18 protein-coding genes are annotated in these 21,800 nt (G+C 58.0%); 9 read left to right on the plus strand and 9 right to left on the minus strand.

Going from position 1 to position 21,800, the window contains the following annotated elements:
• Positions 1–11 precede the first annotated feature (11 nt).
• From gspL to ACOYA6_RS03305, 6 genes are all read left to right on the plus strand, one after another.
• Positions 12–1,157: a type II secretion system protein GspL gene (gene gspL / locus ACOYA6_RS03280; protein WP_422654031.1), complete on the plus strand. Its 1,146-nt coding sequence runs from the start codon at positions 12–14 to the stop codon at positions 1,155–1,157.
• Complete coding sequence (locus tag ACOYA6_RS03285) at positions 1,154–1,639, plus strand: type II secretion system protein M (protein ID WP_139564655.1); 486 nt, start codon at positions 1,154–1,156, stop codon at positions 1,637–1,639. Before gspL ends, ACOYA6_RS03285 begins: the two co-directional genes overlap by 4 nt.
• Complete coding sequence (locus ACOYA6_RS03290) at positions 1,636–2,433, plus strand: prepilin peptidase (protein ID WP_422654032.1); 798 nt, start codon at positions 1,636–1,638, stop codon at positions 2,431–2,433. The genes ACOYA6_RS03285 and ACOYA6_RS03290 overlap by 4 nt, the downstream gene beginning before the upstream one ends.
• A 244-nt stretch (positions 2,434–2,677) precedes the next feature.
• Positions 2,678–5,365: a glycosyl hydrolase family 18 protein gene (locus ACOYA6_RS03295; RefSeq protein WP_422654033.1), complete on the plus strand. Its 2,688-nt coding sequence runs from the start codon at positions 2,678–2,680 to the stop codon at positions 5,363–5,365.
• 96 nt (positions 5,366–5,461) lie between these two features.
• Positions 5,462–5,905 carry a type III secretion system invasion protein IagB gene (iagB, locus tag ACOYA6_RS03300; protein ID WP_422654034.1) on the plus strand — a complete coding sequence of 148 codons (444 nt, stop codon included), beginning with the start codon at positions 5,462–5,464 and terminating at the stop codon, positions 5,903–5,905.
• 137 nt (positions 5,906–6,042) lie between these two features.
• The gene (locus tag ACOYA6_RS03305) at positions 6,043–7,887 is read left to right on the plus strand and encodes a chitinase (protein ID WP_039029520.1); all 1,845 of its coding nucleotides are present in this window, start codon (positions 6,043–6,045) and stop codon (positions 7,885–7,887) included.
• Positions 7,888–8,070: 183 nt separating this feature from the next.
• Here ACOYA6_RS03305 and ACOYA6_RS03310 read toward each other — a convergent pair whose 3' ends face one another.
• From ACOYA6_RS03310 to poxB, 4 genes are all read right to left on the minus strand, one after another.
• Positions 8,071–9,084, minus strand: a complete 1,014-nt coding sequence (locus ACOYA6_RS03310) for an NAD-dependent epimerase/dehydratase family protein (RefSeq protein WP_039029519.1) — start codon at positions 9,082–9,084, stop codon at positions 8,071–8,073.
• 91 nt (positions 9,085–9,175) lie between these two features.
• Positions 9,176–10,612, minus strand: coding sequence for an SDR family oxidoreductase (locus ACOYA6_RS03315; protein ID WP_422654035.1), 1,437 nt, complete (start codon positions 10,610–10,612; stop codon positions 9,176–9,178).
• A 9-nt stretch (positions 10,613–10,621) separates the two neighbouring features.
• Entirely contained in the window at positions 10,622–11,623 is a 1,002-nt protein-coding gene (gene ltaE, locus ACOYA6_RS03320; RefSeq protein WP_422654036.1) for a low-specificity L-threonine aldolase, read from the minus strand.
• A 38-nt stretch (positions 11,624–11,661) separates the two neighbouring features.
• Positions 11,662–13,380, minus strand: coding sequence for a ubiquinone-dependent pyruvate dehydrogenase (gene poxB / locus ACOYA6_RS03325; RefSeq protein ID WP_422654037.1), 1,719 nt, complete (start codon positions 13,378–13,380; stop codon positions 11,662–11,664).
• A 152-nt stretch (positions 13,381–13,532) separates the two neighbouring features.
• Between poxB and ACOYA6_RS03330 the strand changes: the two genes are divergently transcribed.
• Complete coding sequence (locus ACOYA6_RS03330; RefSeq protein WP_139564663.1) at positions 13,533–13,967, plus strand: DoxX family protein; 435 nt, start codon at positions 13,533–13,535, stop codon at positions 13,965–13,967.
• 133 nt (positions 13,968–14,100) lie between these two features.
• Here the strand turns inward: ACOYA6_RS03330 and hcr are convergent, their stop codons facing one another.
• From hcr to aqpZ, 4 genes are all read right to left on the minus strand, one after another.
• The gene (gene hcr, locus ACOYA6_RS03335) at positions 14,101–15,069 is read right to left on the minus strand and encodes an NADH oxidoreductase (RefSeq protein ID WP_422654038.1); all 969 of its coding nucleotides are present in this window, start codon (positions 15,067–15,069) and stop codon (positions 14,101–14,103) included.
• A gap of 11 nt (positions 15,070–15,080) precedes the next feature.
• Positions 15,081–16,733, minus strand: coding sequence for a hydroxylamine reductase (gene hcp, locus ACOYA6_RS03340; RefSeq protein ID WP_422654039.1), 1,653 nt, complete (start codon positions 16,731–16,733; stop codon positions 15,081–15,083).
• Between the two features lie 143 nt (positions 16,734–16,876).
• Positions 16,877–17,776, minus strand: coding sequence for a LysO family transporter (locus tag ACOYA6_RS03345; RefSeq protein ID WP_139564665.1), 900 nt, complete (start codon positions 17,774–17,776; stop codon positions 16,877–16,879).
• Between the two features lie 223 nt (positions 17,777–17,999).
• Complete coding sequence (gene aqpZ / locus ACOYA6_RS03350; protein ID WP_286172628.1) at positions 18,000–18,653, minus strand: aquaporin Z; 654 nt, start codon at positions 18,651–18,653, stop codon at positions 18,000–18,002.
• Between aqpZ and ACOYA6_RS03355 the strand changes: the two genes are divergently transcribed.
• A complete protein-coding gene (locus tag ACOYA6_RS03355; RefSeq protein ID WP_286172629.1) occupies positions 18,547–18,768 on the plus strand; it encodes a hypothetical protein in 222 nt (73 codons plus the stop codon). The two genes, aqpZ and ACOYA6_RS03355, sit on opposite strands and share 107 nt — an antisense overlap.
• Positions 18,769–19,065: 297 nt before the next feature.
• On the plus strand, positions 19,066–20,724 hold the full coding sequence (locus tag ACOYA6_RS03360) for an ATP-dependent endonuclease (RefSeq protein ID WP_422654040.1): 1,659 nt from the start codon (positions 19,066–19,068) through the stop codon (positions 20,722–20,724).
• On the opposite strand, the gene ACOYA6_RS03365 is transcribed toward ACOYA6_RS03360, so the two are convergent.
• The gene (locus tag ACOYA6_RS03365) at positions 20,721–21,677 is read right to left on the minus strand and encodes a VirK/YbjX family protein (RefSeq protein ID WP_422654041.1); all 957 of its coding nucleotides are present in this window, start codon (positions 21,675–21,677) and stop codon (positions 20,721–20,723) included. The genes ACOYA6_RS03360 and ACOYA6_RS03365 overlap by 4 nt on opposite strands.
• Positions 21,678–21,800 lie beyond the last annotated feature (123 nt).

Here is a 21,800-nt window from a genome sequence, read left to right on the forward strand (position 1 = left end):
AGCCGATACCGATGAAAAAGATACTTTTTATTCGTCCCGATAGCCGTGAGGACGGGACGATTGCGTGGTGCGAATCCGGAAGCCAGCAGGTGAATACGCTCAGCGGCATGGCAGCGCTGGCGACCCTCGCAGACCATCCCCTGGCCTCGCGCGTCTGTCTGCTGCTGCCCGCCAGCGAGACGATCTTCCGCCACTTCTCCCTGCCAAAGAAAGGACTCGGCTCCCAGGCGACGCCGTTTTCGTGGATGGCGGAAGAGACGCTGATCGGTGACGTCGACGACCTGCACTGGACGGTGTTAAGCAAAAAAGGGTGTGAAGTGGACGCCGTTGCCATCGATGCCCGGCGCCTGCGCGGCTGGCTCGCCTGCTTTGAGCAGGCCGGGCTGAAGGTGGTCCAGGCGCTGCCTGACGCCTGGCTGCTGCCGGTTGCGGACGGGGGAACCAGCCTGGTGTCGCTGGAAGATAGCTACTGGCTGCGCTTTGCCACCGGGGAGGCGTGCGAAGCCGACGCCGCGCTGCTGCCGCTGCTGTTGCAGAAAACCGCAGGCGGAGAGGTACGCTGTTATGGCGACGCCCCTGCCGGCGTGGCGGTGGATGAAACCCTGCCCTGGCAGCATCCGCTTGCGCTGATCCAGCCCCAGTGGCAGGGCTGTCGGGCCAACGTGCTGCACGGCGAGTTTAGCCCCAATGGTGCCCGGAACGGCACGCCCAAAGGGCTGAAAGGGGCGATGGTGGCGCTGGCGCTGCTCAGCGTCGGGCTGCTGCTGGGGCCGAGACTGGCGATGGCCCTGATGCTGGTGCAGCAGGAAAACCATCTCCAGCAGGAGATCGCCACGGTCTATCAGTACCATTTCCCCAGCCTGCGTCAGCAAACCAATATTAAGTATCACTTTGGTCAGAACCTGAAGAAGGTCAGTAAAGGCGTCTTCCTGCAAATGGACGACCTGAATACGGCGAAACAGCGCGTGCCGGGTATGGAAGTGAACCTGCTGGATTATGACAGCGCGCAAAACAGCTGGACGCTCAGCGCCAGCAGTCAGGACAGCGCCTCGCTACAGGCGTTTATTTCACAGACCAGTGCGGATTTTGATTTCTCGCTCCAGCCGGTTTCAACGGCAGCGCCCTTTACCGCCATGATCACGGGGAAACATAAATGAAAGCACGTGTCGCTCAATTCAAAGCGCGGTATCAGAATTATTCTGCCCGTGAAAAGCAGCTGATTAAATTCGGCGCCGCGGCGCTGTGTTGTGCCGTCGTCTATTACGGCGGCATGGTGCCGCTGGATAATATGATTAAAAATAGCCAGGCAACGTTAAAGCGCCAGACAGAAACCCTGACCTGGATGCGCAGCGAAATAGATAAAAATCACCTCCAGGTGCAGCAATTAAAAACCGATAATCCGCGCAGCGTGGTAGAAAACAGCGCGCAGGAAATTAAGCTGCCGTTAAATGACGTGCGCCAGGAAGGGCAGGGATTATCATTTGTTGTACCCCGGGTGGATATTAATGAGCTGAAAAACTGGCTGCGTGAAATTAATGCCGCCGCGGGTATCCGGCTGGAGAAAATGAAGCTGACGCCTGTCGACCACCAGCGTGACGTTAAAGCGGAGATCCAGCTTAGCTGGAAAAAAGCCTCATGATCGCCTTTGCCCTGTTCCGGGAGAGCAGCCCGGCGCTTTTCAGCCTGATGAGCGCCGTGTTCGGCGCGATTATCGGCAGCTTTCTTGGGGTAGTGGCAGAGCGTATTCCGCCGATGCTGCTCGATGATGAAACGCGGATTAACTTACTTTTTCCGGCCTCGCACTGCCCGGCGTGCCAGCACGATTTAGCCTGGTGGGAGAATATCCCCCTTGTAAGCTGGCTGGCGCTGCGTGGGCGCTGCCACCACTGCGCCAGCGCTATCCCGCTGCGCTTATGGTTACTTGAACTCTTTTCCTTTCTGTTTTTTGGCGCCACCGCCTGGTGTATACCGGATATCCCGGCGCTGTTTTCACTCTGGCTGTTAAGCGCCTTTTTGCTGCCGCTGGCCATCATTGACGGGCGGCACATGCTGCTGCCGGACTGCCTGACCCAGCCCCTGCTGTGGGCCGGGCTGCTGGTTCACCTTGTTCACCCGACGCTGCCCCTTCGCGATGCTATCACAGGCGCGATGGTGGGCTATCTCTCGCTCTGGCTACTTTACTGGGCGTTTCGCCTGACGACCGGCCGCGAAGGTCTTGGCTACGGAGATTTTAAGCTGCTGGCGGCGCTGGGTGCCTGGTGCGGCTGGCAGGCGCTGCCCACGGTGATATTGCTGGCGTCGTTAACGGGGCTGATGGGGTATTTCATTTTTTTTAAATCCGGCAATAAAACCGCGCAAATTCCCTTTGGTCCCGCGCTGGCCTTTGCGGGTCTTATTACCTTTATTCTGCAAATTTTCTCGCTCATTGCCTGAGTAATCCTGTCAATTCTTTTTTGAAATTTTTTCGACAAGGTAATCGCGTGAATCATCATTTTTTTGCGAATACCATTTACGCTATGAACTGCATGCATTGCTAATTTCTTTCGAGATTACAAAGAAACTTAAAAACATTACAAGTGGCGATGTATTTAAGCTTTTTACAATCCATGCTGGTTTTATTTCATGTTTACGGAAGACATGACTTTTACGTTCACAAATAAGTTATCGGGAAATGAGAATGAAATTTTTGAAGCCTAAATACCTGGCACTTTTTGTTGCGGCGGCAGCCAGCCCTGTATTTGCAGCAATTCCAGGTGTGCCGTCGTTGACCAGTGGAAATGATAAATTTTCCATTATTGAAGTGGATCAATCCGCTCAGGATTATAATAACCTGGTAAAAGTTCACGACGGTGCCGATGTTAAGGTTGAGTGGAACGTCTGGAGCGGCGATGCGCCAACCTCAGCGAAAGTACTGCTGGACGGCCAGGAAGTCTGGTCTGGTGCGAGCAGCACCTCTGGCTCCGCAACTTTTAAAGTCAAGAAAGGCGGCCGTTATCAGGAGCAGGTTCAGGTATGTAACAGCAGCGGCTGCAACACCAGCGCCAGCAAACTGATCATCGTGGCGGATACTGACGGTAGCCACCTGCAGCCGTTAACCACTACCCTTCACGAGAACAACAAAGCGTTCGCCAAACACACTGATAAAGTGGTTGCGGCCTATTTCCCTGAGTGGGGCGTGTACGACCGTAACTTCACCGTCGATAAAATCCCGGTTGCCAACCTGAACCACATCCTCTACGGCTTCATTCCAATTTGCGGTGGCGATGGCATCAACGACAGCGCCAAATCCTCCGGCGCGCTGGAATCCCTGAAACGCGCCTGTGCTGGCCGTCAGGATTACACCGTGGCCATTCATGACCCGTGGGCGGCTCTGCAAAAACCTCAGCAGGGCGTGACCGGCTGGGACGAGCCGTACAAAGGCAACTACGGCCAGCTGATGGCAATGAAAAAAGCCAACCCGAACCTGAAGGTTCTGCCTTCCGTTGGCGGCTGGACCCTCTCCGACCCGTTCTACCAGATGGACAACAAAGTGCTGCGCGACCGCTTCGTCGGCTCAGTGAAAGAGTTCCTGAAAACCTGGAAAGTGTTTGACGGTGTGGATATCGACTGGGAATTCCCGGGCGGCGGCGGTGAAAACGCTAATCTCGGCGATCCGCAGAAAGATAAGGCGACCTACACCGCGCTGATGCACGATCTGCGCACCATGCTGAACGAGCTGTCAGCCGAAACGGGCCGTACCTACGAACTGACCACCGCTATCGGTGCCGGTAAAGATAAGATCGAAGATGTCGATTACACCACGGCCCAGCAGTATATCGACCACATCTTCCTGATGAGCTATGACTTCTACGGCGGGTGGAGCAACACCGATCTGGGTCACCAGACTGCGCTGTACGGTGCTTCCTGGAAACCGGACACCAACTACACCACCGATAACGCGGTGAAAGCGATGCTCGACCAGAACGTACAGCCGGGCAAAATCGTGGTGGGTGCGGCGATGTACGGTCGCGGCTGGACTGGCGTCCATGGCTACACAGGCGACAATCCGTTTACCGGTACTGCCACAGGTAAAATCCCAGGCACCTGGGAAGCCGGGATCGTTGACTATCGCGTGATTGCCAACCAGATGAAAGGCAAGCCAGGCTGGGAGTACAAATACGACACCGCGGCAGAAGCGCCATACCTCTTCAACAAGGCGACCGGCGAGCTACTGAGCTATGACGATGCCCGTTCCGTTGAAGCCAAAGGTAAGTACGTTCTGAACAAAAACCTCGGCGGTCTGTTCGCATGGTCTATCGAATCCGATAACGGCGACATCCTGAACGCCATGAACGAAAGCCTGCTGGGCGGCTCCTCCTCTGATGAGCCAGCGGACACCAACCATGCGCCGGTTGCTACCGCCGCTGACCAGACCGTCACCGGCCCGGTTACCGTGACCCTGGATGGCTCTGCTTCTTCTGACCAGGACGGCGATGCGCTGACCTACAAGTGGACGCAGATTGCCGGGACGACGGTTAGTATCGCCAACAGCACCTCCGCTAAAGCCTCCTTTAGCGTGCCGGCTGTGACCAGCGACCAGACTCTGGCCTTCCGCCTGACCGTTACCGACGCTAAAGGCCTGTTCAGCACCGCGAATGTCCAGGTTGTGAACAAAGCGCCAAAAGCGAACCAGGCACCTGTGGTTAACCCAATGCAGGACGTCACCCTGGAAGCGGGCCAGACCCAGTCCCTGCACGCTCAGGCATCCGATCCGGATGGCGATGCACTGACCTACAGCTGGAGCGTACCGGCAGAGCTGAACGCGACCGGTGCTAACACCGACAGCGTACGCATCACCGCGCCAGAAGTGACCTCTGAAACCAGCTACACCCTGAGCGTGATGGTGGGTGACGGTAAAGACAGCGTGCACTCAAGCGTACAGGTTAACGTTACGCCGAAAGCCGCCGATCCAGCGGATGACGTAACCCCACCGGCAGACGACGTAACGCCGCCAGCCGATGAAGACACCACGCCGTCTGACGAAGGCGCGGCAGGTAGCTGCGATAACCCTGTTGATGCCAACGCCAGCAAATATGCCGCGTGGAGCAGCAGCAAGGTCTACAACGGTGGCGACACCGTCAGCTTCGACAACCTGGTCTGGAAAGCGAAGTACTGGACGCAGGGCAACCAGCCTGGCTTCGGTGTGGATGCATGGGAACTGGTCAGCCAGGTGAAATTCGGCTGGAAATCTGATGTGGTTTACAACGGTGGCGACACCACGACTTATCAGGGTTCCGTATACCGTGCCAAGTGGTGGACCCGTGGTGACAACCCGGCCAACAGCGATGTATGGGTGAAAGAAGGCGCAGCAACAGACTGCAAATAATCATCCTTCTCTGAGAGTGCGGAGGGGCTTCTCGTCCGCACTCACTGACCGCGCCTCTCCGGGCGGTCAGTACACCAGCGGCAGGCGGTTGAGGAAATGAAACGTTTTATTTTTCTGTTGTTATTAATCAGCCTGGGCGCATTAGCCAACTGCTGGAATTCTGCCGGGCAATATTACCATGTCGACCCCTGGTTATTATTTGCCATTGCGGACGTAGAGTCCGGATTAAATCCCAATGCGGTCGGTTATAACCATGATGGTTCACGTGATGTTGGGTTGATGCAAATAAACAGTTCGCATTTTTCAGAGCTGGAAAGAAAAGGCATTGATGAGTACCGGTTAATGGCTGAGCCCTGCACCTCTATTATGGTCGGTGCATCCATTCTCTCCGGCATGATTAAAGTCTACGGCTATAACTGGGAAGCGGTAGGGGCATATAACGCCGGGCTGAAACCCGAAAATTTCCCCCAGCGCAGAATATACGCCAGAAAGGTCTGGGCTAAATACCAAAGAATAAAAAGGATGTCGCAGTACCATTAATCAGGCTGCTTTTTTTGAAGAATATCTGACAGGTGTTCTTCACAAAAAATGTTGCCGTCCCGGATTTATTTATTAATGGATTAATACATAAATCGAGACCGTACTGGTTATTATCGTTTTTAACAGGAACAACGTAAATGAATAAAAGGACATTACTGAGCATTCTGGTCGCGGGCGCGTGCGTGGCACCTGTCATGGCGCAGGCAACCATGCTCAAAGCGGAAAGCAGCGAACCCTATACCATGAAAGCCAGCGACCTGGCCAAAAAGGAAAAGGCGTTAACGGATTTCCCGCTGATGAAGTCGGTCAAGGCGACTATCCGTACTCTGGATAATGCCCAGGTGGAGCTGATTGAGCCGGGTAAAGCGACCAACCCGGATAACGTGAAGCGTGTTGAAAGCATTCTGAAGGAAAGCGACTGGGAGTATCTCTTCCCGCTGCGCGCCAAAGATTACAGCTACAGCAACTTCCTGAAGGCGGTAGGTAAATTCCCGGCGCTGTGCGACAACTACACCGATGGTCGCGACAGCCTGGCCATTTGCCGCAAAGAGCTGGCAACCATGTTTGCCCACTTCGCGCAGGAGACCGGCGGGCATGAGTCCTGGCGTCCTGAAGCTGAATGGCGCCAGGCGCTGGTTTACGTCCGCGAGATGGGCTGGAGCGAAGGTCAGAAGGGCGGCTATAACGGCGAATGTAACCCAAGCGTGTGGCAGGGCCAGACCTGGCCGTGCGGCAAAGACAAAGACGGCGATTTCCTGAGCTACTTTGGCCGCGGTGCAAAACAGCTCTCCTACAACTACAACTACGGTCCGTTCTCGGAAGCGATGTTTGGTGATGTCCGCACGCTGCTGGACAAGCCGGAGCTGGTGGCCGACACCTGGCTGAACCTGGCGAGCGCCATCTTCTTCTTCGCCTACCCGCAGCCGCCGAAACCGAGCATGCTGCAGGTTATCGACGGTACCTGGCAGCCTAACGATCGCGATAAAGCTAACGGCCTGGTGCCGGGCTTCGGCGTGACCACCCAGATCATCAACGGCGGCGTGGAGTGCGGCGGTCCGACTGAAATTGCCCAGTCTCAGAACCGTATCAAGTACTACAAAGAGTTCGCCAACTACCTGAAGGTTCCGGTGGCGGAAAACGAAGTGCTGGGCTGTGCCAACATGAAGCAGTTCGATGAAGGCGGCGCGGGCGCACTGAAAGTGTACTGGGAACAGGACTGGGGATGGAGCGCGGATACGCCGAGCGGTAAGACCTACTCCTGCCAGCTGGTGGGTTATCAGACGCCATTCAGCGCATTTAAAGACGGCGACTACACCAAATGCGTGCAGAAGTTCTTTAACGTCAATATCGTTAATGACGACGGCACTCCGGTAACGCCGGGCGATGATACGCCAGCGGACAACACCCCGGCTGACAATACTCCGGCAGACAACACGCCAGCAGATAACACCCCGGCAGATGAGACCCCGGCAGATAACACGCCAGCGGTCGTCAACCATACGCCGGTAGCGGTCATTTCCGGCCCGATTGGGGCAGTTGATGCAGGTGCGCAGGTCTCCCTGAGCGCAGAAAACTCCACCGACGAAGACGGTAACAAGCTGACCTACACCTGGCGCTCCCAGGACGGCCAGACCGTAAGCGGTGAAGACAAAGCGGTGGTCACTTTCACTGCGCCAGAGTCCGCGACGGCTCAGCAGTATGAGATCAGCCTGGACGTTAACGACGGCGAGCTGAGCAACACCACTACCTATCTGCTGAACGTCAAAGCGAAAGCGCAGACGCCAGCGGGGGATGAAGGCAGTTCCGACGCTTATGCGGCGTGGAGCGCCAACAGCAAGTACAACGCAGGCGATATCGTGAACAACCACGGTAAACTGTTCCAGTGCAAGCCGTTCCCGTACAGCGGATGGTGTAACAGCGCTCCGGCATACTATGAACCAGGCGCAGGCCTGGCATGGGCAGACGCCTGGACCGCACTGTAAAAGCAAAACGGCAACCGAAAGGTTGCCGTTTTAGTTTCGCCGGGTGGCGGCTTCGCCTTACCCGGCCTACAAAACCAGGCCTTGTAGGCCGGGCAAGCGAAGCGCCCCCGGCACCGCGAGTGAGGGAACCAGACCCCGTAGGTCGGGCAAGCGAAGCGCCCCCGACGCCCCGCAGCAGATTGATTAACGATGTAACTTCCCGTGATCCCGCAGCCATGCCGCGGTACGCACAATCCCCTCATCCAGCGTCACCAGCGGCTTATAGCCCAGCTCACTCTCCGCGCGCTGCGTGTCGAGGGTAAAATCAAAGTTCAGCTTCGACACCCCGTAGTGCGTCAGCGCAGGCTCTTTGGCGGCTTTATTCCCCAGCCGTTCCATGCTGCGGGCAATAATGTCCAGCATCGGGTAGGGCACGGAGCGGATCCGGCAGTGAATATTCAGCTCGTCAATCAGCTTCTGCACAATGCTGCGCAGCGAGCGCGGCTCACCGTTGGTGATGTTGTACGCCCGGCCAGACGGCAGACCGTCGCAGGCGCTCTGGCTCGCCAGCCACATGGCATGAATGGCGTTGTCGTAATAGGTCATGTCCACCAGCGCATCTCCGCCGCGCGGCAGCAGCACGCTGCCGTAGTGGTGCATCATCTGCGCCAGGCGCGGGATAAACACTTTGTCGTGGGGGCCAAACAGGCTCTGTGGACGCAAAATGGTAAAGCGGGTGTGCGGGTTGGACTGCGCCAGCAGATCGATCACCTCTTCGCTGGCGGCCTTGCTGCGGGCAAATTCGCAGGCGAAGCGCGCCGGACGAAAATCTTCCTGGATATCGCGATGGTGGTGATAGTCGAAATAGAGCGACGGGGAGGAGATATGCACGAAGTTGCGCACGCCCCAGGCCACGGCCCACTCGCCGAGACGGCGGGTAGCGCGCACGTTGGCCAGGTCAAAGGCTTCCTGGGTTCCCCAGGGCGAGGTAAAGCTGGAGCAGTGCCACAGCGTATCGATACCGGCCAGCATCACTTTTGCCTGGGAAGAGACCAGTTCCGTCAGGTCGGCATGGACAAACTCTGCGCCCATTTTTTGCAGCAATTTACCCATCGCTTCATTACGGCCGGTGGCCCGGACGCTGACGCCTTTATTGCGCAAAAACTCCACCGCATTGCGGCCTAAACCGCTGGTGGCGCCGGTAACCAGTACCTTCATATCGATCCACTGTATTGAAAGAATTTCGTGCGCATTCTTCCGTGAATTACGGCGGTATGCAATGGGAAACGTGAAAGATTCGGAGTTTTAATTACTCTTTTTCTGAGTTTTGTTCTGCCAGAACGGCAATGCGCCGCGCCATTCCCCGGAAGATAAACAGGTGGGCCGGGATCATCAGCAGCCAGTAGAACAGACCCGGCATCCCGTGCGGATGCCACCAGGCACGCACGTCCAGTTCGCGGTGGTCGCCCTTGTCCTTCAGGGTAAAACAGAGCCGCCCGAGGCCGGGGGCTTTCATGCCAAACAGCAGCGCCAGCTGCTTCTCTGGCTCAACGATAATCACCTTCCAGCTGTCGACGCTATCGCCGGTTTGCAGCCAGGGCGCGGCCGGACGGCCTTTCGTAAGCTTATGCCCGACCAGCAGGTCCATCATCCCCCGGGTCTGCCAGAGGATATTGCCAAAGAAGTAGCGCTCTTTGCCGCCGATCTGGTTTACCACCTGCCACAGGGCGCTCAGGCTGGCAGAGGTTTTCACCGTATAACCGGCCTGTTTCGGGTAGTAGCCATATTCCGGACGCCAGCGGGCGAAGGCCTGGGCGTCGTAGCCCCAGTCGCTGGAATTCACCAGCTTCTCCTCCTCCTTCAGCGTGTTGCGCACCGCATCATCAAAAGGGATCAGCGTTTGCGGGATCAGCGTGCGCAGCTCGCGGTCATCCGCCAGCAGATCGTGCTTCAGCCCCTGGATTAAGGCTTTGGCAGTGGTCGGCGGCACGGAAGTGATGACGTTTAAAAACCACACCGAAATCCAGCGGGTCGGGAAGGGGATGGGGATCAGCGGACGGCGGCGGCCGCTCACCCGCATAAAATGCTCAAACTGCTGCTGGTAGCTCAGCACCTCGGGTCCGGCGGCCTCCAGCACCCGGTGCTCAGATGCCGGATGTTCCAGCAGCTCAACCAGATAGTGCAGCAGGTTCTCCAGCGCAATCGGCGTGGTGCGCGAGCGCACCCAGCGCGGTGGCGTCAACACCGGCAGGTTGTAGACCATATCGCGCATCACTTCGAAGGCGGCTGAGCCCGCGCCGACGATGATCCCCGCCCGCAGCTCGGTGAGCGGTATTCCCGCGCTGCGCAGGGTGTCGGCGGTCACTTGCCGGGCGCGCAGATGGTCGGACTGCTCATGCGCCGGGGCCTGCAACGAACTGAGGAAGATTATCTGTTTAACCGGATGTTCCACCAGCAGGTCGCGGACGTTCATCGCCACCTGGCGCTCGTGGGCAATAAAATCGCCCCCTTCGCCCATGCTGTGGACCAGATAGTAAAGGGTATCGACCCCCTCCAGCAGCGACGCCAGCGTCTGCGGCCAGTTGAGGTCGATAGTATGGCAGGTGACGCCAGGCAGGTTTTGCTTCTGCAGGCGCTCAATGCTGCGCGCCGCCGCCCGTACCTGATGCCCGCGTGCGCTCAGGGCGGTCACCAGATGTTGACCGATATACCCGCTGGCACCCAGGACCAGAATACGTTGCGTCACCTGAGTTCCTTAGCGCTGCAAAAACGCCTGCCAGTGGGCAACCACGTCTGCCAATTGCTCGCGGTTGACATCGAGGTGCATCACCAGACGCACCACCGGGGAAGCGTTAATCAGCACGCCGCGCGCCTTCATAAACTCACCCAGCGCCGCCGCGTGTTCATCGCCGACGCGGACAAACAGCATGTTGGTGTCGTGACGCATCACGTCAGCGCCGATCTCGCGCAGCTGCGTCGCCATCCATGCCGCGTTATCGTGATCGTCCTTCAGGCGGGCGACGTTATTTTTCAGGGCGTACAGACCCGCTGCGGCGAGGATCCCGGCCTGGCGCATGCCGCCGCCGGTCATTTTACGCCAGCGGTTGGCGCGCTTAATGTAGTCGGCATTGCCCACCAGCAGAGAGCCCACCGGCGTACCCAGCCCTTTGGAGAGACAAATGGTGAACGAGTCGCAATATTGCGTAATCTCTTTCAGCTCGCAGCCATACTCCACCACGGCGTTAAAGATGCGCGCGCCATCGACGTGCAGCCCCAGCCCGCGCTCGCGGGTAAATTCCCACGCCGCTTTCAGGTACCCACGCGGCAGCACTTTGCCGTTATGGGTGTTTTCGAGGCTGAGCAGTCTGGTGCGGGCGAAGTGGATGTCGTCGGCTTTGATTTTGGCGGCGACCTTGTCCAGCGGCAGGGAGCCGTCAGGGGCGGCATCAATGGGCTGCGGCTGAATGCTGCCGAGCACCGCCGCGCCACCGGCTTCGTAGAGGTAGTTATGCGCCCCCTGGCCGACGATATACTCTTCGCCGCGCTCGCAGTGGCTGAGCAGGGCCACCAGGTTGGCCTGGGTGCCGGTCGGCAGGAACAGAGCGGCCTCGTGGCCGCTCAGCTCTGCGGCATAGCGCTGAAGCTCGTTAACGGTGGGGTCATCGCCGTAGACGTCATCCCCGACCGGCGCGGCCAGCATCTCTTCCAGCATGGCACGGCTCGGTCGGGTGACGGTATCACTGCGTAAATCAATCATGGCATTTCCTTATTATTTTAAAGGCGATGCCGATTGTTTTACCTGAGCCAGTTGGTTTTGGCTAGCTCCAAAACTTCGTCGCCGCGGCCGCTGATAATGGCGCGCAGCATGTACAGGCTAAAGCCCTTCGCCTGCTCCAGTTTGATCTGCGGCGGAATGGCCAGCTCCTCTTTGGCGACCACCACGTCCACCAGCACCGGACCGTCGGTGGCGAAGGCGCGCTGGAGCGCATCATCCACTTCCGAGGCCTTCTCCACGCGAATGCCGGTGATGCCGCAGGCTTCGGCGATGGCGGCGAAATTGGTGTCGTGCAGATCTGTTCCGTCGGTCAGGTAGCCGCCCGCTTTCATCTCCATCGCCACAAAACCCAGCACGCTGTTGTTAAAGACGACGATCTTGATCGGCATCTTCATCTGCGCCACCGACAGAAAATCCCCCATCAGCATGCTGAACCCGCCGTCGCCGCACATCGCCACCACCTGACGCTCCGGCGCGGTGGCTTTCGCCCCCAGCGCCTGCGGCATGGCGTTGGCCATCGAGCCGTGGTTAAACGAGCCCAGCAGTCGGCGCTTGCCGTTCATTTTCAGGTAGCGCGCCGCCCAGACGGTGGGGGTGCCCACGTCGCAGGTGAAGATGGCATCGTCGGCGGCGTAGTGGCTGATCTGCTGCGCCAGATACTGCGGGTGCAGCGCTTTATCGCCGGGCTTCGCCAGATCGTCCAGCCCTTTGCGGGCGTCGCGATAATCACTCAGGGCCTTATCCAGGAACTTACGGTCGGTTTTCTCCTCCAGCAGCGGCATCAGCGCGCTCAGCGTGGCCTTAATATCGCCCACCAGCGCCATATCCACCTTGCTGTGCGCCCCGATAGCGGCCGGGTTTATGTCGATCTGGATGATCTTGGCATCGTTGGGGTAAAACGCGCGGTAGGGGAACTGGGTGCCGAGAAGCACCAGGGTATCGGCGTTCATCATGGTGTGGAACCCGGAGGAGAAGCCGATCAGCCCGGTCATCCCCACGTCATAGGGGTTATCGTACTCCACGTGCTCTTTCCCGCGCAGGGCGTGCACAATAGGTGCTTTGAGGGTGCCGGCAAATTCCAGCAGCTCCTCATGGGCTCCGGCGCAGCCGCTGCCGCACATCAGGGCGATATTGCTGGAGTAGCGCAGCAGCTGGGCCAGTTTTTTCAGCTCGCCCTGAGCAGGGGTCACCACCGGTTGCGGGGCCGGATACCAGTGGGTGCTGGCCTGTTCCGGCGCCGGTTTCAGCGCCACGTCACCCGGCAGCACAATCACCGAGACGCCGCGCTTGAGAATAGCGTTGCGCAGGGCCAGAGCCAGCACCTGGGGGATCTGTTCCGGGGATGAGACCAGTTCACAATAATGGCTGCATTCCCGGAACAGCTCCTGAGGGTGCGTCTCCTGAAAATAGCCGCTGCCGATTTCGCTCGACGGAATATGCGCGGCGATGGCGAGGACCGGGACATGGTTGCGATGGCAGTCAAACAGGCCGTTAATCAGGTGCAGGTTACCCGGCCCGCAGGATCCGGCGCAGACCGCCAGCTCGCCGGTAAGCTGCGCCTCGGCCCCGGCGGCGAACGCGGCGACCTCCTCATGACGGGTCGGCATCCATTCGATGGTGCCCATCCGGTTCAGGCTGTCGCTCAGACCGTTAAGGGAATCACCGGTCACGCCCCAGATCCGTTTAACCCCGGCCTGCTCCAGCATTTTCGCAATATAGTTCGCCACGGTTTGTTTCATGGTAGTCCGTCTCCTGAATGTGATAACGCTTTCAAGCTTAGATGAAACTGACCGGTGTGCCCGCGAAATCCCCCTCATTAATAGTTGCTTTCAATGTGCAATATTTCGTCATATTCTGACGGCAGTTAACTTAAAAAATGGAGTAAATTCAGATGGTTAAATCATTGTTAATTGCTGTTAATAAAACGCTAACGCATGACGATTTTGGCAGACTGTTGCTGCGCCTGGCCGTAGGTGGATTGATGCTGTTTCACGGGATGCATAAAGCGATCGATGGGGTGGGGGGGATTGCAGGCATGCTGGTGGCAAAAGGGCTGCCGGGCTTTATCGCTTATGGGGTGTTGATTGGCGAAGTGGTGGCGCCGATCCTGATTATTCTCGGCATTCTCACCCGTCCGGCGGCGCTGGTGCTGGCTTTTACCATGGTGGTGGCCTGGCTGATGGTGGGCACCGGGAAAACCTTCGCGCTGGATGCGGTAGGCGCCTGGGCGATTGAGAGTCTGGTCTATTTCTTTGTTGGTGCGCTGGCCGTGGCATTTTTAGGGGCAGGGCGGTATTCGGTGGTGAGCGATCCGGCGTGGAAGTAGCTCCTCTGCAGCGGTAACGCCGGGCGGCACTGCGTTTGCCCGGCCTACAAAACCCGTAGGCCCGGTAAGCGCAGCGCCACCGGGCATTTGTCGTTGTAGGCCCGGTAAGCGCAGCGCCACCGGGCGTTTTTCATCAAGCCAGAACCAAATCTCCCTGCGGATGACAGGAGCAGGCCAGCACATAGCCTTCTGCCACTTCGGCATCCGTCAGCGTCATGGTGCTGGTGACGGTATAATTCCCGTCCACCACCTTTGTTTTACAGCACCCGCAGACGCCCGCACGACAGGCGGCCACCACCGGCACGTTATTGCTCTCCAGCGCGTCCAGCAGCGTGCTGCCCACGCGGCCAAAGAAGGTTTTTGCTGGCTGTAGTTTAGTAAACTTCAGCCCGCTGGTGGCGGCCTCTGCCACCGGCGTAAAGAACTGCTCTTTGAAGAAGCGGGTCACGCCCAGGGCTTTCACCTCTTCTTCAACGATGTCCATGTACGGTGCCGGACCACAGGTCATGACGGTGCGGGAGGCGATGTCCGGTACGCTTTGCAGCAGCTCATGGCTGAGACGACCGGCGACAAATCCCTCGGTGGCGTTGTTTTCCGCCACCAGCGTGACCGGATAATTCCGCCATTCGTCGGCAAAAATCACATCCTGCGGCGAGCGGACGCTGAAGATCACCTCCACGTCAGCCTGCGGACGGTTCTTCGCCAGCCAGCGACGCATCGACATCACCGGCGTGACGCCGCATCCGGCGGCCAGCAGCAGGAATTTATCTTCCGGCTTATCGTCGCAGGTAAAATCACCCTGCGCGTCAGACAGCCAGATGTAATCCCCACGCTTCACGTCATGCGTCAGCCACTGCGAGCCTGCCCCCTCATCAATGCGGCGGACGGTCAGCGTGATGTACTCGCTGATGCCAGGCGTTGAGGAGATCGTGTACGCCCGCAGCGTATCCGCCGAGTTACGCACGCTGACCAGCGCATACTGCCCGGCACGGTATGGATAATAGTCGTGGCACAGCAACGAAATCGTCCAGACATCCGGCGTTTCCTGATGGATGTGGTGAACCTGCATCCGCCATGGGCACTGATGGGTTGGCATAGTCATTCTTTTACTCCTTACGCGCTCAGCAGCTGCTTCATGTCTTCTTCAACGGTGGTCACGGAACGCAGACCAAACTTCTCGTTGAGCACCGCCAGCAGATCCGGGGTAAAGAAGCCAGGTGCGGTCGGGCCGGTGACGATGTTTTTCACGCCCAGCGACAGCAGGGTCAGCAGGATCACAATCGCTTTCTGTTCGAACCAGGAGAGTACCAGCGACAGCGGCAGGTCGTTCACGCCACAGCCCAGTTTTTCTGCCAGGGTGACGGCCAGGATGATGGCAGAGTAAGCATCGTTACACTGACCGGCATCGATCAGGCGCGGCAGGCCTTCGATATCGCCGAACTCCAGCTTGTTGAAGCGGTATTTACCACACGCCAGGGTCAGGATCAGGCAGTCGTCCGGAACGCTGGTGGCGAAATCGGTGAAGTAGTTACGTTCGCCGCGCGCGCCGTCACAGCCGCCGACCAGGAAGATGTGGCGCAGTTTTTCGCGGCTCACCAGGTCGATCAGGGAATCCGCCGCGCCCAGCAGGGTCTGACGACCGAAACCAACGGTGATCAGGTGAGGAATTTCGCTGTACGGGAAGCCCGCCATCTGCTGCGCCTGGGCAATCACCGGACCAAAGTCGTCGCCTTCGAGGTGGCTCACGCCCGGCCAGCCGACGATGCTGCGGGTCCAGATACGATCGTCGTACCCCCCCACGGTTGGGTCGATGATGCAGTTAGAGGTCATCACGATGGGGCCAGGGAAGCGGGCGAACTCCACCTGCTGGTTTTGCCAGCCGCTGCCGTAGTTACCGATCAGATGTTTGAATTTACGCAGCTCCGGGTAGCCGTGGGCGGGCAGCATCTCACCATGGGTGTAGACGTTGACGCCGGTGCCGTCGGTCTGCTCCAGCAGGTTGTAGAGATCTTTCAGGTCGTGGCCGGAAATCAGGATGCATTTACCTTCGGTCGCTTTGACGTTGACCTGAGTCGGGGTCGGGTGGCCGTATTTGGTGGTTTCACCGGCGTCCAGAATGCTCATCACTTTGAAGTTCATCTGGCCGATTTCCATGGAGCACTCCAGCAGAGCGTTCATGTCGGAAGGCCAGGTGCCCAGCCACGCCATGATTTTGTGGTACTGGGCGTAGATGTCGTTGTCGTACTGATCCAGAACGTGGGCGTGTTCCATATAGGCTGCTGCACCTTTCAGACCGTACAGGCACAGCAGGCGCAGGCCGAGGATGTTTTCGCCAATCGCGGCTTTGTCTTTGTTCGGGGTAAATTCTGCCGCCTGGCGCTGCAGGTCACCCAGGTCATCGCTCACCAGCTGCAGGTCGGCCATTGGGTTATCCACGCGGGCACCGGCATCGGCACTCAGGCACTGCGCTTTCAGGGCTTCGCGCAGGGCGATGGCTTCGCGGGCGTAGCCCACAATGCGCGGGGAGTCGAAGTTAACGTTAGTCAGGGTTGAGAAGAACGCGCGCGGGGCGAAGTTATCCACGTAGTGGTCGATGATGCCATATTCCCGGGCTTTCAGCGCCCAAGCGGATAAACCCTGCAGGGAGGCAATCAGCAGATCCTGCAGATCGGAAGTTTCTGCGGTTTTACCGCACATGCCCTGTGCGTAAGAGCAGCCGTTGCCAGCTGGAGTACGGATAGTTTGTTCACATTGCACACAAAACATAATCACACCTGTTAAAGTTATATTTAATATACATGTTTAAGGTTATGCCTGAGGCGATACGGAGAAAAGGGCTTTCTACTACAAACTGGAGGGAGATTGATTTAGCGCAATTTTGGCGGCAGCAGGCTACCGCCAAAGAAGTATCAGGCGGAGAAGAACGCCATCATGACGGGCACCAGCAGGCTTAAAATAAAGCCGTGTACGATGGCGGCAGGCACCATCTCCAGCCCGCCCGAGCGTTGCAGAACCGGCAGGGTAAAGTCCATGGAGGTGGCACCGCACAGCCCCAGCGCCGTGGAGCGACTGCGGCGAACAAGACCCGGGATCAGCATAATGGCGATCAGCTCCCGCGCGAGATCGTTAAAGAAGGCGGCGCTGCCAATCACCGGCCCAAAGGATTCGGTTAACAGAATGCCGGAAAGTGAATACCAGCCAAACCCGGAGGCCATCGCCAGGGCGGTATTGAGCGGCAGGTCGAGAATAAAGGCGTTAATGACGCCGCCCACCAGCGAACTGCCCACCACAATGACCGCCACCATCATGCCGCGGCGGTTGAGCACGATCTGCTTCAGGGTCATGCCATTATTTCGCAGCTGAATACCAATAAGGAACAGCAGGAAGATCAGCGTATATTCACTGGCCTCGGTGGCGTGCTGTAAAAAAGCATATCCGGTGAGCCCCAGCAGAAAACCGAGCAATACCACGCCGCATAATTTTAATGACTCCAGCGCCATCGCAATACGTGAGGGTAATTTTTCCTGATGGTGATGGTTTTTCCAGGGAATGACGCGCTCCAGCCAGAAAAGCGCCGCAATATTGCAGGCCAGGATAACCACCATGGTAATAACAGAATAGTGAAGAATAGAGAGCAGATTGGTTGCCAGATTATCGAGGAAGGCGAGGCTGATCCCCATAAAAAAGAGAATGACGTAGACAATCCAGCTCAGTAAACGGTTGATCAGTTTTAGCGCTGACAGATGACGAAGAGGAATGAGATAGCCCACGATCAGCGGGAGGAGAATGATTAAGAGTCCTGAAAACATGAACAACCGGTCCTTTATTTGAGTGGCGCTGAGACACTACCCAATTAAGGCTGTTCAGTAAAGATGAAAACAGTGCCGGGCGGCGCTTCGCTTGCCCGGCCTACGAAATACTGTCCTGTAGGCCGGGTAAGGCGTAGCCGCCACCCGGCACCATAACGCGCGAAATGCCCTGTCTGTAGGCCGGGTAAGGCGAAGCCGCCACCCGGCACCACAACGCGCAATATTAATCGCGTTTTTCCAGCAGGGTACGGTACAGCACGCCGCCGAGGATACCGCCAACAATCGGCATCACCCAGAACAGCCACAGCTGCTGCAGCGCCCAGCCACCCTGGAAGATAGCTACCGCGGTGCTGCGCGCCGGGTTAACGGAGGTATTGGTCACCGGAATGCTGATCAGGTGGATCAGGGTCAGCGCCAGGCCAATTGCAATCGGCGCGAAACCGGCCGGGGCATGTTTGTCGGTTGCGCCGTGGATCACCAGCAGGAAGCCCGCCGTCAGCACGATTTCAATCACGATGGCAGAGAGCATAGAGAAGCCGCCAGGGGAGTGCTCGCCAAAGCCGTTGGAGGCAAAACCGCTGGCCGCAGCGTCAAAGCCTGCTTTACCGCTGGCCACCACATACAGAATAGCGGCCGCGATAATCCCGCCAATTACCTGGGCAATAATATAGCCAAGAACCTCTTTCGCCGGAAAACGACCGCCAGCCCATAAACCTAATGTTACCGCCGGGTTAAAGTGACCGCCGGAAATATGCCCTACAGCATAGGCCATGGTTAAAACCGTTAATCCGAAGGCCAGTGAAACCCCGACAAAACCAATTCCCAGTTCCGGGAACCCTGCTGCCAGCACGGCGCTGCCGCATCCACCAAATACCAACCAGAATGTACCAAAGCATTCAGCTGCTAATTTTCTGAACATAACCACCTCAAAGAAAAATGAGCGCAATCCTGCGCCATTGTTATTTATCGCCAAAATTAGCGATGATTTTTAAAGCGCCACTATTCTAAAAATGAATATTCACTCTCACCAGTCATATAAATACGGTAAGTTTGATGTAGGGCAATGTGTTGCGCTTCCTTGCTAAATTAAGGCGTGTAAAGCAGAGTTGAATTTTCGGCAGCAAGAGTATTCCGCCGAAATCGTTATTTCAAATGAAAGTTACTGGTTAAATTCTTAATTTTCGATCCTGCCGGTCTTTATTCCGCCGACGACCGGGTGTCCGTCCGGGCCCGCTGGCGTTATACTCCTGATAACTTAAAGGAAAAAGTTTATCTCTCCCGGAGGGTACATGTTACTTGAACGTGTGGAAATCGTGGGGTTTCGCGGCATTAACCGCCTGTCGCTGATGCTTGAGCACAATAACGTGCTGATCGGGGAAAACGCCTGGGGTAAATCCAGCCTGCTGGATGCCCTGACGCTGCTATTGTCGCCGGAAACGGACCTGTACCACTTTGTCCGGGAAGATTTCTGGTTCCCGCCCGGAGATGTGCTGGGACGCGAACATCATCTGCATATCATCCTCACCTTTCGTGAAGCCGAGCCGGGCCGCCATCGCGTCCGCCGCTATCGCCCCTTAGCCGACTGCTGGGTGCCTTGTGATGACGGCTACCAGCGCATTTTTTACCGTCTGGAGGGCGAACTGGCCGACGATGACAGCGTTCTGACCCTGCGCGGTTTTCTCGGTACCGACGGCCATGTCCTGCCGCTTGATGACATCGACGAGCGGGCGCGCCATCTGGTTCGCCTGATGCCGGTGCTGCGCCTGCGCGACGCCCGCTTTATGCGCCGTATCCGCAACGGTACTGTGCCGAATATGCCCGATGTGGAGGTCACCGCCCGGGAGCTGGACTACCTGGCCCGGGAACTGGTGGCCCGTCCGCAGAACCTGACCGACGGCCAGATCCGCCAGGGGCTGTCGGCGATGGTGCAGCTGCTGGAACACTACTTCTCCGAACAAGGTACTTCGCCGGTGCGCAACCGGCTGATGCGGCGGCGCTCCCATGACGAGCAGCGCAGCTGGCGTTATCTCGACATCATCAACCGGATGATTGACCGGCCCGGCGGCCGCTCGCACCGGGTGATCCTGCTGGGGCTCTTCTCGACGCTGCTGCAGGCGAAAGGCACCGTCCGGCTGGACCGGGATGCCCGCCCGCTGCTGCTGGTGGAAGATCCCGAGACGCGCCTGCACCCCATCATGCTCTCGGTGGCGTGGCACCTGCTGAACCTGCTGCCGCTCCAGCGCATTGCCACCACTAACTCCGGAGAGCTGCTGTCGTTGACCCCGGTGGAACATGTCTGTCGGCTGGTGCGTGAGTCGTCGCGGGTCACGGCTTACCGCCTTGGACCGGGGGGGATGAACGCCGAAGACAGCCGTCGCATCGCCTTCCACATTCGCTTCAACCGCGCCTCCTCGCTGTTTGCCCGCTGCTGGCTGCTGGTGGAAGGGGAGACCGAAACCTGGGTGATAAACGAGCTGGCCCGTCAGTGCGGCCACCACTTCGATGCCGAGGGCATCAAGGTGATTGAGTTTGCCCAGTCGGGCTTGAAACCGCTGATTAAATTTGCCCGCCGGATGGGTATCGAATGGCACGTGCTGGTGGACGGCGACGAGGCGGGCAAGAAATATGCCGCTACCGTGCGCGGGCTTATCAATAACGACAGGGAAGAGGAGCGCGAGCACCTGACGGCGCTGCCCGCCATGGACATGGAGCATTTCATGTACCGGCAGGGCTTTTCCGACGTCTTTCACCGGGTGGCGATGATCCCCGATGATATCCCGATGAACATGCGGCGGGTGATCATGAAGGCCATTCACCGTTCGTCGAAGCCCGATCTGGCGATTGAAGTGGCGATGGAGGCGGGACGGCGGGGCGTCGAGGCGGTGCCCACGCTGCTGCGGAAAATGTTCTCCCGCGTGCTGTGGCTGGCACGCGGGAGAGCGGATTAACGGCGGGTCGCCTCGTTTACCTGGTCAACCAGGCTGTCCAGCAGGGCAAAGCGGCGGCGGTATTCGGCGCGTTTTTTGCTGGCGATCTCCTCCATCGGCTTGCGCGGCATGGCGAGTGGCAGCCTGAAGTTGCCGCCGCTGTCGCGCTCCCCGCCAAGGGAGAGCCAGAAGCTGTCGTAGTCGGCCAGCAGTTTTCCCTCTTTTTTCTTGCGATAGCGCCAACTGCGATAAATATGGGTGCTGTTGCTGACGGCAATAATCTGATCTACGGCCAGGGCGCTGCCCAGCGTCATGGCGGCCTCCACCAGCAGGCGTTTCGGGAACAGGCCGTGGCAGGCTTTGGTGGCGCTCTGGATCGCCTCGTGCGGCACAAAGGCTTTTGCCCCCTGCATCCCGCCGATAAACAGCATGGAGGTGCCGTTAATCTGACACAGCGTAAAGGTCATCTCTGCCAGCACCGTCAGCTGCGCGTCGCAAAACGCCAGCGTCGCCTCGCCCTCTTTATCGAGAAACGCATCGGCGCACAGGCGCACGGTAAAGGGCTGGTCGTCTTTTCCGGTGAGGGTCAGCAAGGTGATCCCCTCCCGGGAGAGATAGCCGTTCATCAGCGCAGCCGGGAGCCGCTTCTGCATGGTCTGATAGTGCCAGTTCAGCGCCTGAAGCGTTTTCTGGCGGTTCATTGCCACCGAGAGCCACGGGCGGTGCAGGCGGCAGGGCAGCCCAGGCTGAACCTGCAACATTTGCAGTAATTGCGGCTGTTTTGAAAGGTGCGACAGCAGACGCGCGGTGCTGAACGGCGTCATCAGCGAGCGCAGCATGAACTTGCGGCGATAGGCCGGGTTGCGCCAGGCGAGGCCGGGGGTTAATGTCCCGGATGCCAGATGCTGGAATAGCTGCCAGGCTGATTTAGGTTGCGGCTGATGTGTATAAGATGACTCTGCGATGGACGACATGATAGATACCGGTCTTGTTGCCAGGTCTTTATTTCAGCAGGGACTTTATCAACCTCTCCTCAACGATTTTTATCCATCCGGAAAAGCAGGGGTTTCGTTGAGGAATGGTTTAGTTAGAATCAA

The organism is Leclercia barmai (genome assembly GCF_049312895.1).
Classification (GTDB): domain Bacteria; phylum Pseudomonadota; class Gammaproteobacteria; order Enterobacterales; family Enterobacteriaceae; genus Enterobacter; species Enterobacter barmai.

Coding starts and splice junctions, on each gene's coding strand:
- ACOYA6_RS03360 (WP_422654040.1), top strand. CDS start 19,066: ATGTTACTTGAACGTGTGGAAATCGTGGGGTTTCGCGGCATTAACCGC.
- ACOYA6_RS03355 (WP_286172629.1), top strand. CDS start 18,547: ATGGTTAAAACCGTTAATCCGAAGGCCAGTGAAACCCCGACAAAACCA.
- ACOYA6_RS03285 (WP_139564655.1), top strand. CDS start 1,154: ATGAAAGCACGTGTCGCTCAATTCAAAGCGCGGTATCAGAATTATTCT.
- ACOYA6_RS03295 (WP_422654033.1), top strand. CDS start 2,678: ATGAAATTTTTGAAGCCTAAATACCTGGCACTTTTTGTTGCGGCGGCA.
- hcr (WP_422654038.1), bottom strand. CDS start 15,069: ATGACTATGCCAACCCATCAGTGCCCATGGCGGATGCAGGTTCACCAC.
- ACOYA6_RS03290 (WP_422654032.1), top strand. CDS start 1,636: ATGATCGCCTTTGCCCTGTTCCGGGAGAGCAGCCCGGCGCTTTTCAGC.
- ACOYA6_RS03330 (WP_139564663.1), top strand. CDS start 13,533: ATGGTTAAATCATTGTTAATTGCTGTTAATAAAACGCTAACGCATGAC.
- poxB (WP_422654037.1), bottom strand. CDS start 13,380: ATGAAACAAACCGTGGCGAACTATATTGCGAAAATGCTGGAGCAGGCC.
- hcp (WP_422654039.1), bottom strand. CDS start 16,733: ATGTTTTGTGTGCAATGTGAACAAACTATCCGTACTCCAGCTGGCAAC.
- ACOYA6_RS03305 (WP_039029520.1), top strand. CDS start 6,043: ATGAATAAAAGGACATTACTGAGCATTCTGGTCGCGGGCGCGTGCGTG.
- ACOYA6_RS03310 (WP_039029519.1), bottom strand. CDS start 9,084: ATGAAGGTACTGGTTACCGGCGCCACCAGCGGTTTAGGCCGCAATGCG.
- ACOYA6_RS03345 (WP_139564665.1), bottom strand. CDS start 17,776: ATGTTTTCAGGACTCTTAATCATTCTCCTCCCGCTGATCGTGGGCTAT.
- ACOYA6_RS03365 (WP_422654041.1), bottom strand. CDS start 21,677: ATGTCGTCCATCGCAGAGTCATCTTATACACATCAGCCGCAACCTAAA.
- iagB (WP_422654034.1), top strand. CDS start 5,462: ATGAAACGTTTTATTTTTCTGTTGTTATTAATCAGCCTGGGCGCATTA.
- gspL (WP_422654031.1), top strand. CDS start 12: ATGAAAAAGATACTTTTTATTCGTCCCGATAGCCGTGAGGACGGGACG.
- ltaE (WP_422654036.1), bottom strand. CDS start 11,623: ATGATTGATTTACGCAGTGATACCGTCACCCGACCGAGCCGTGCCATG.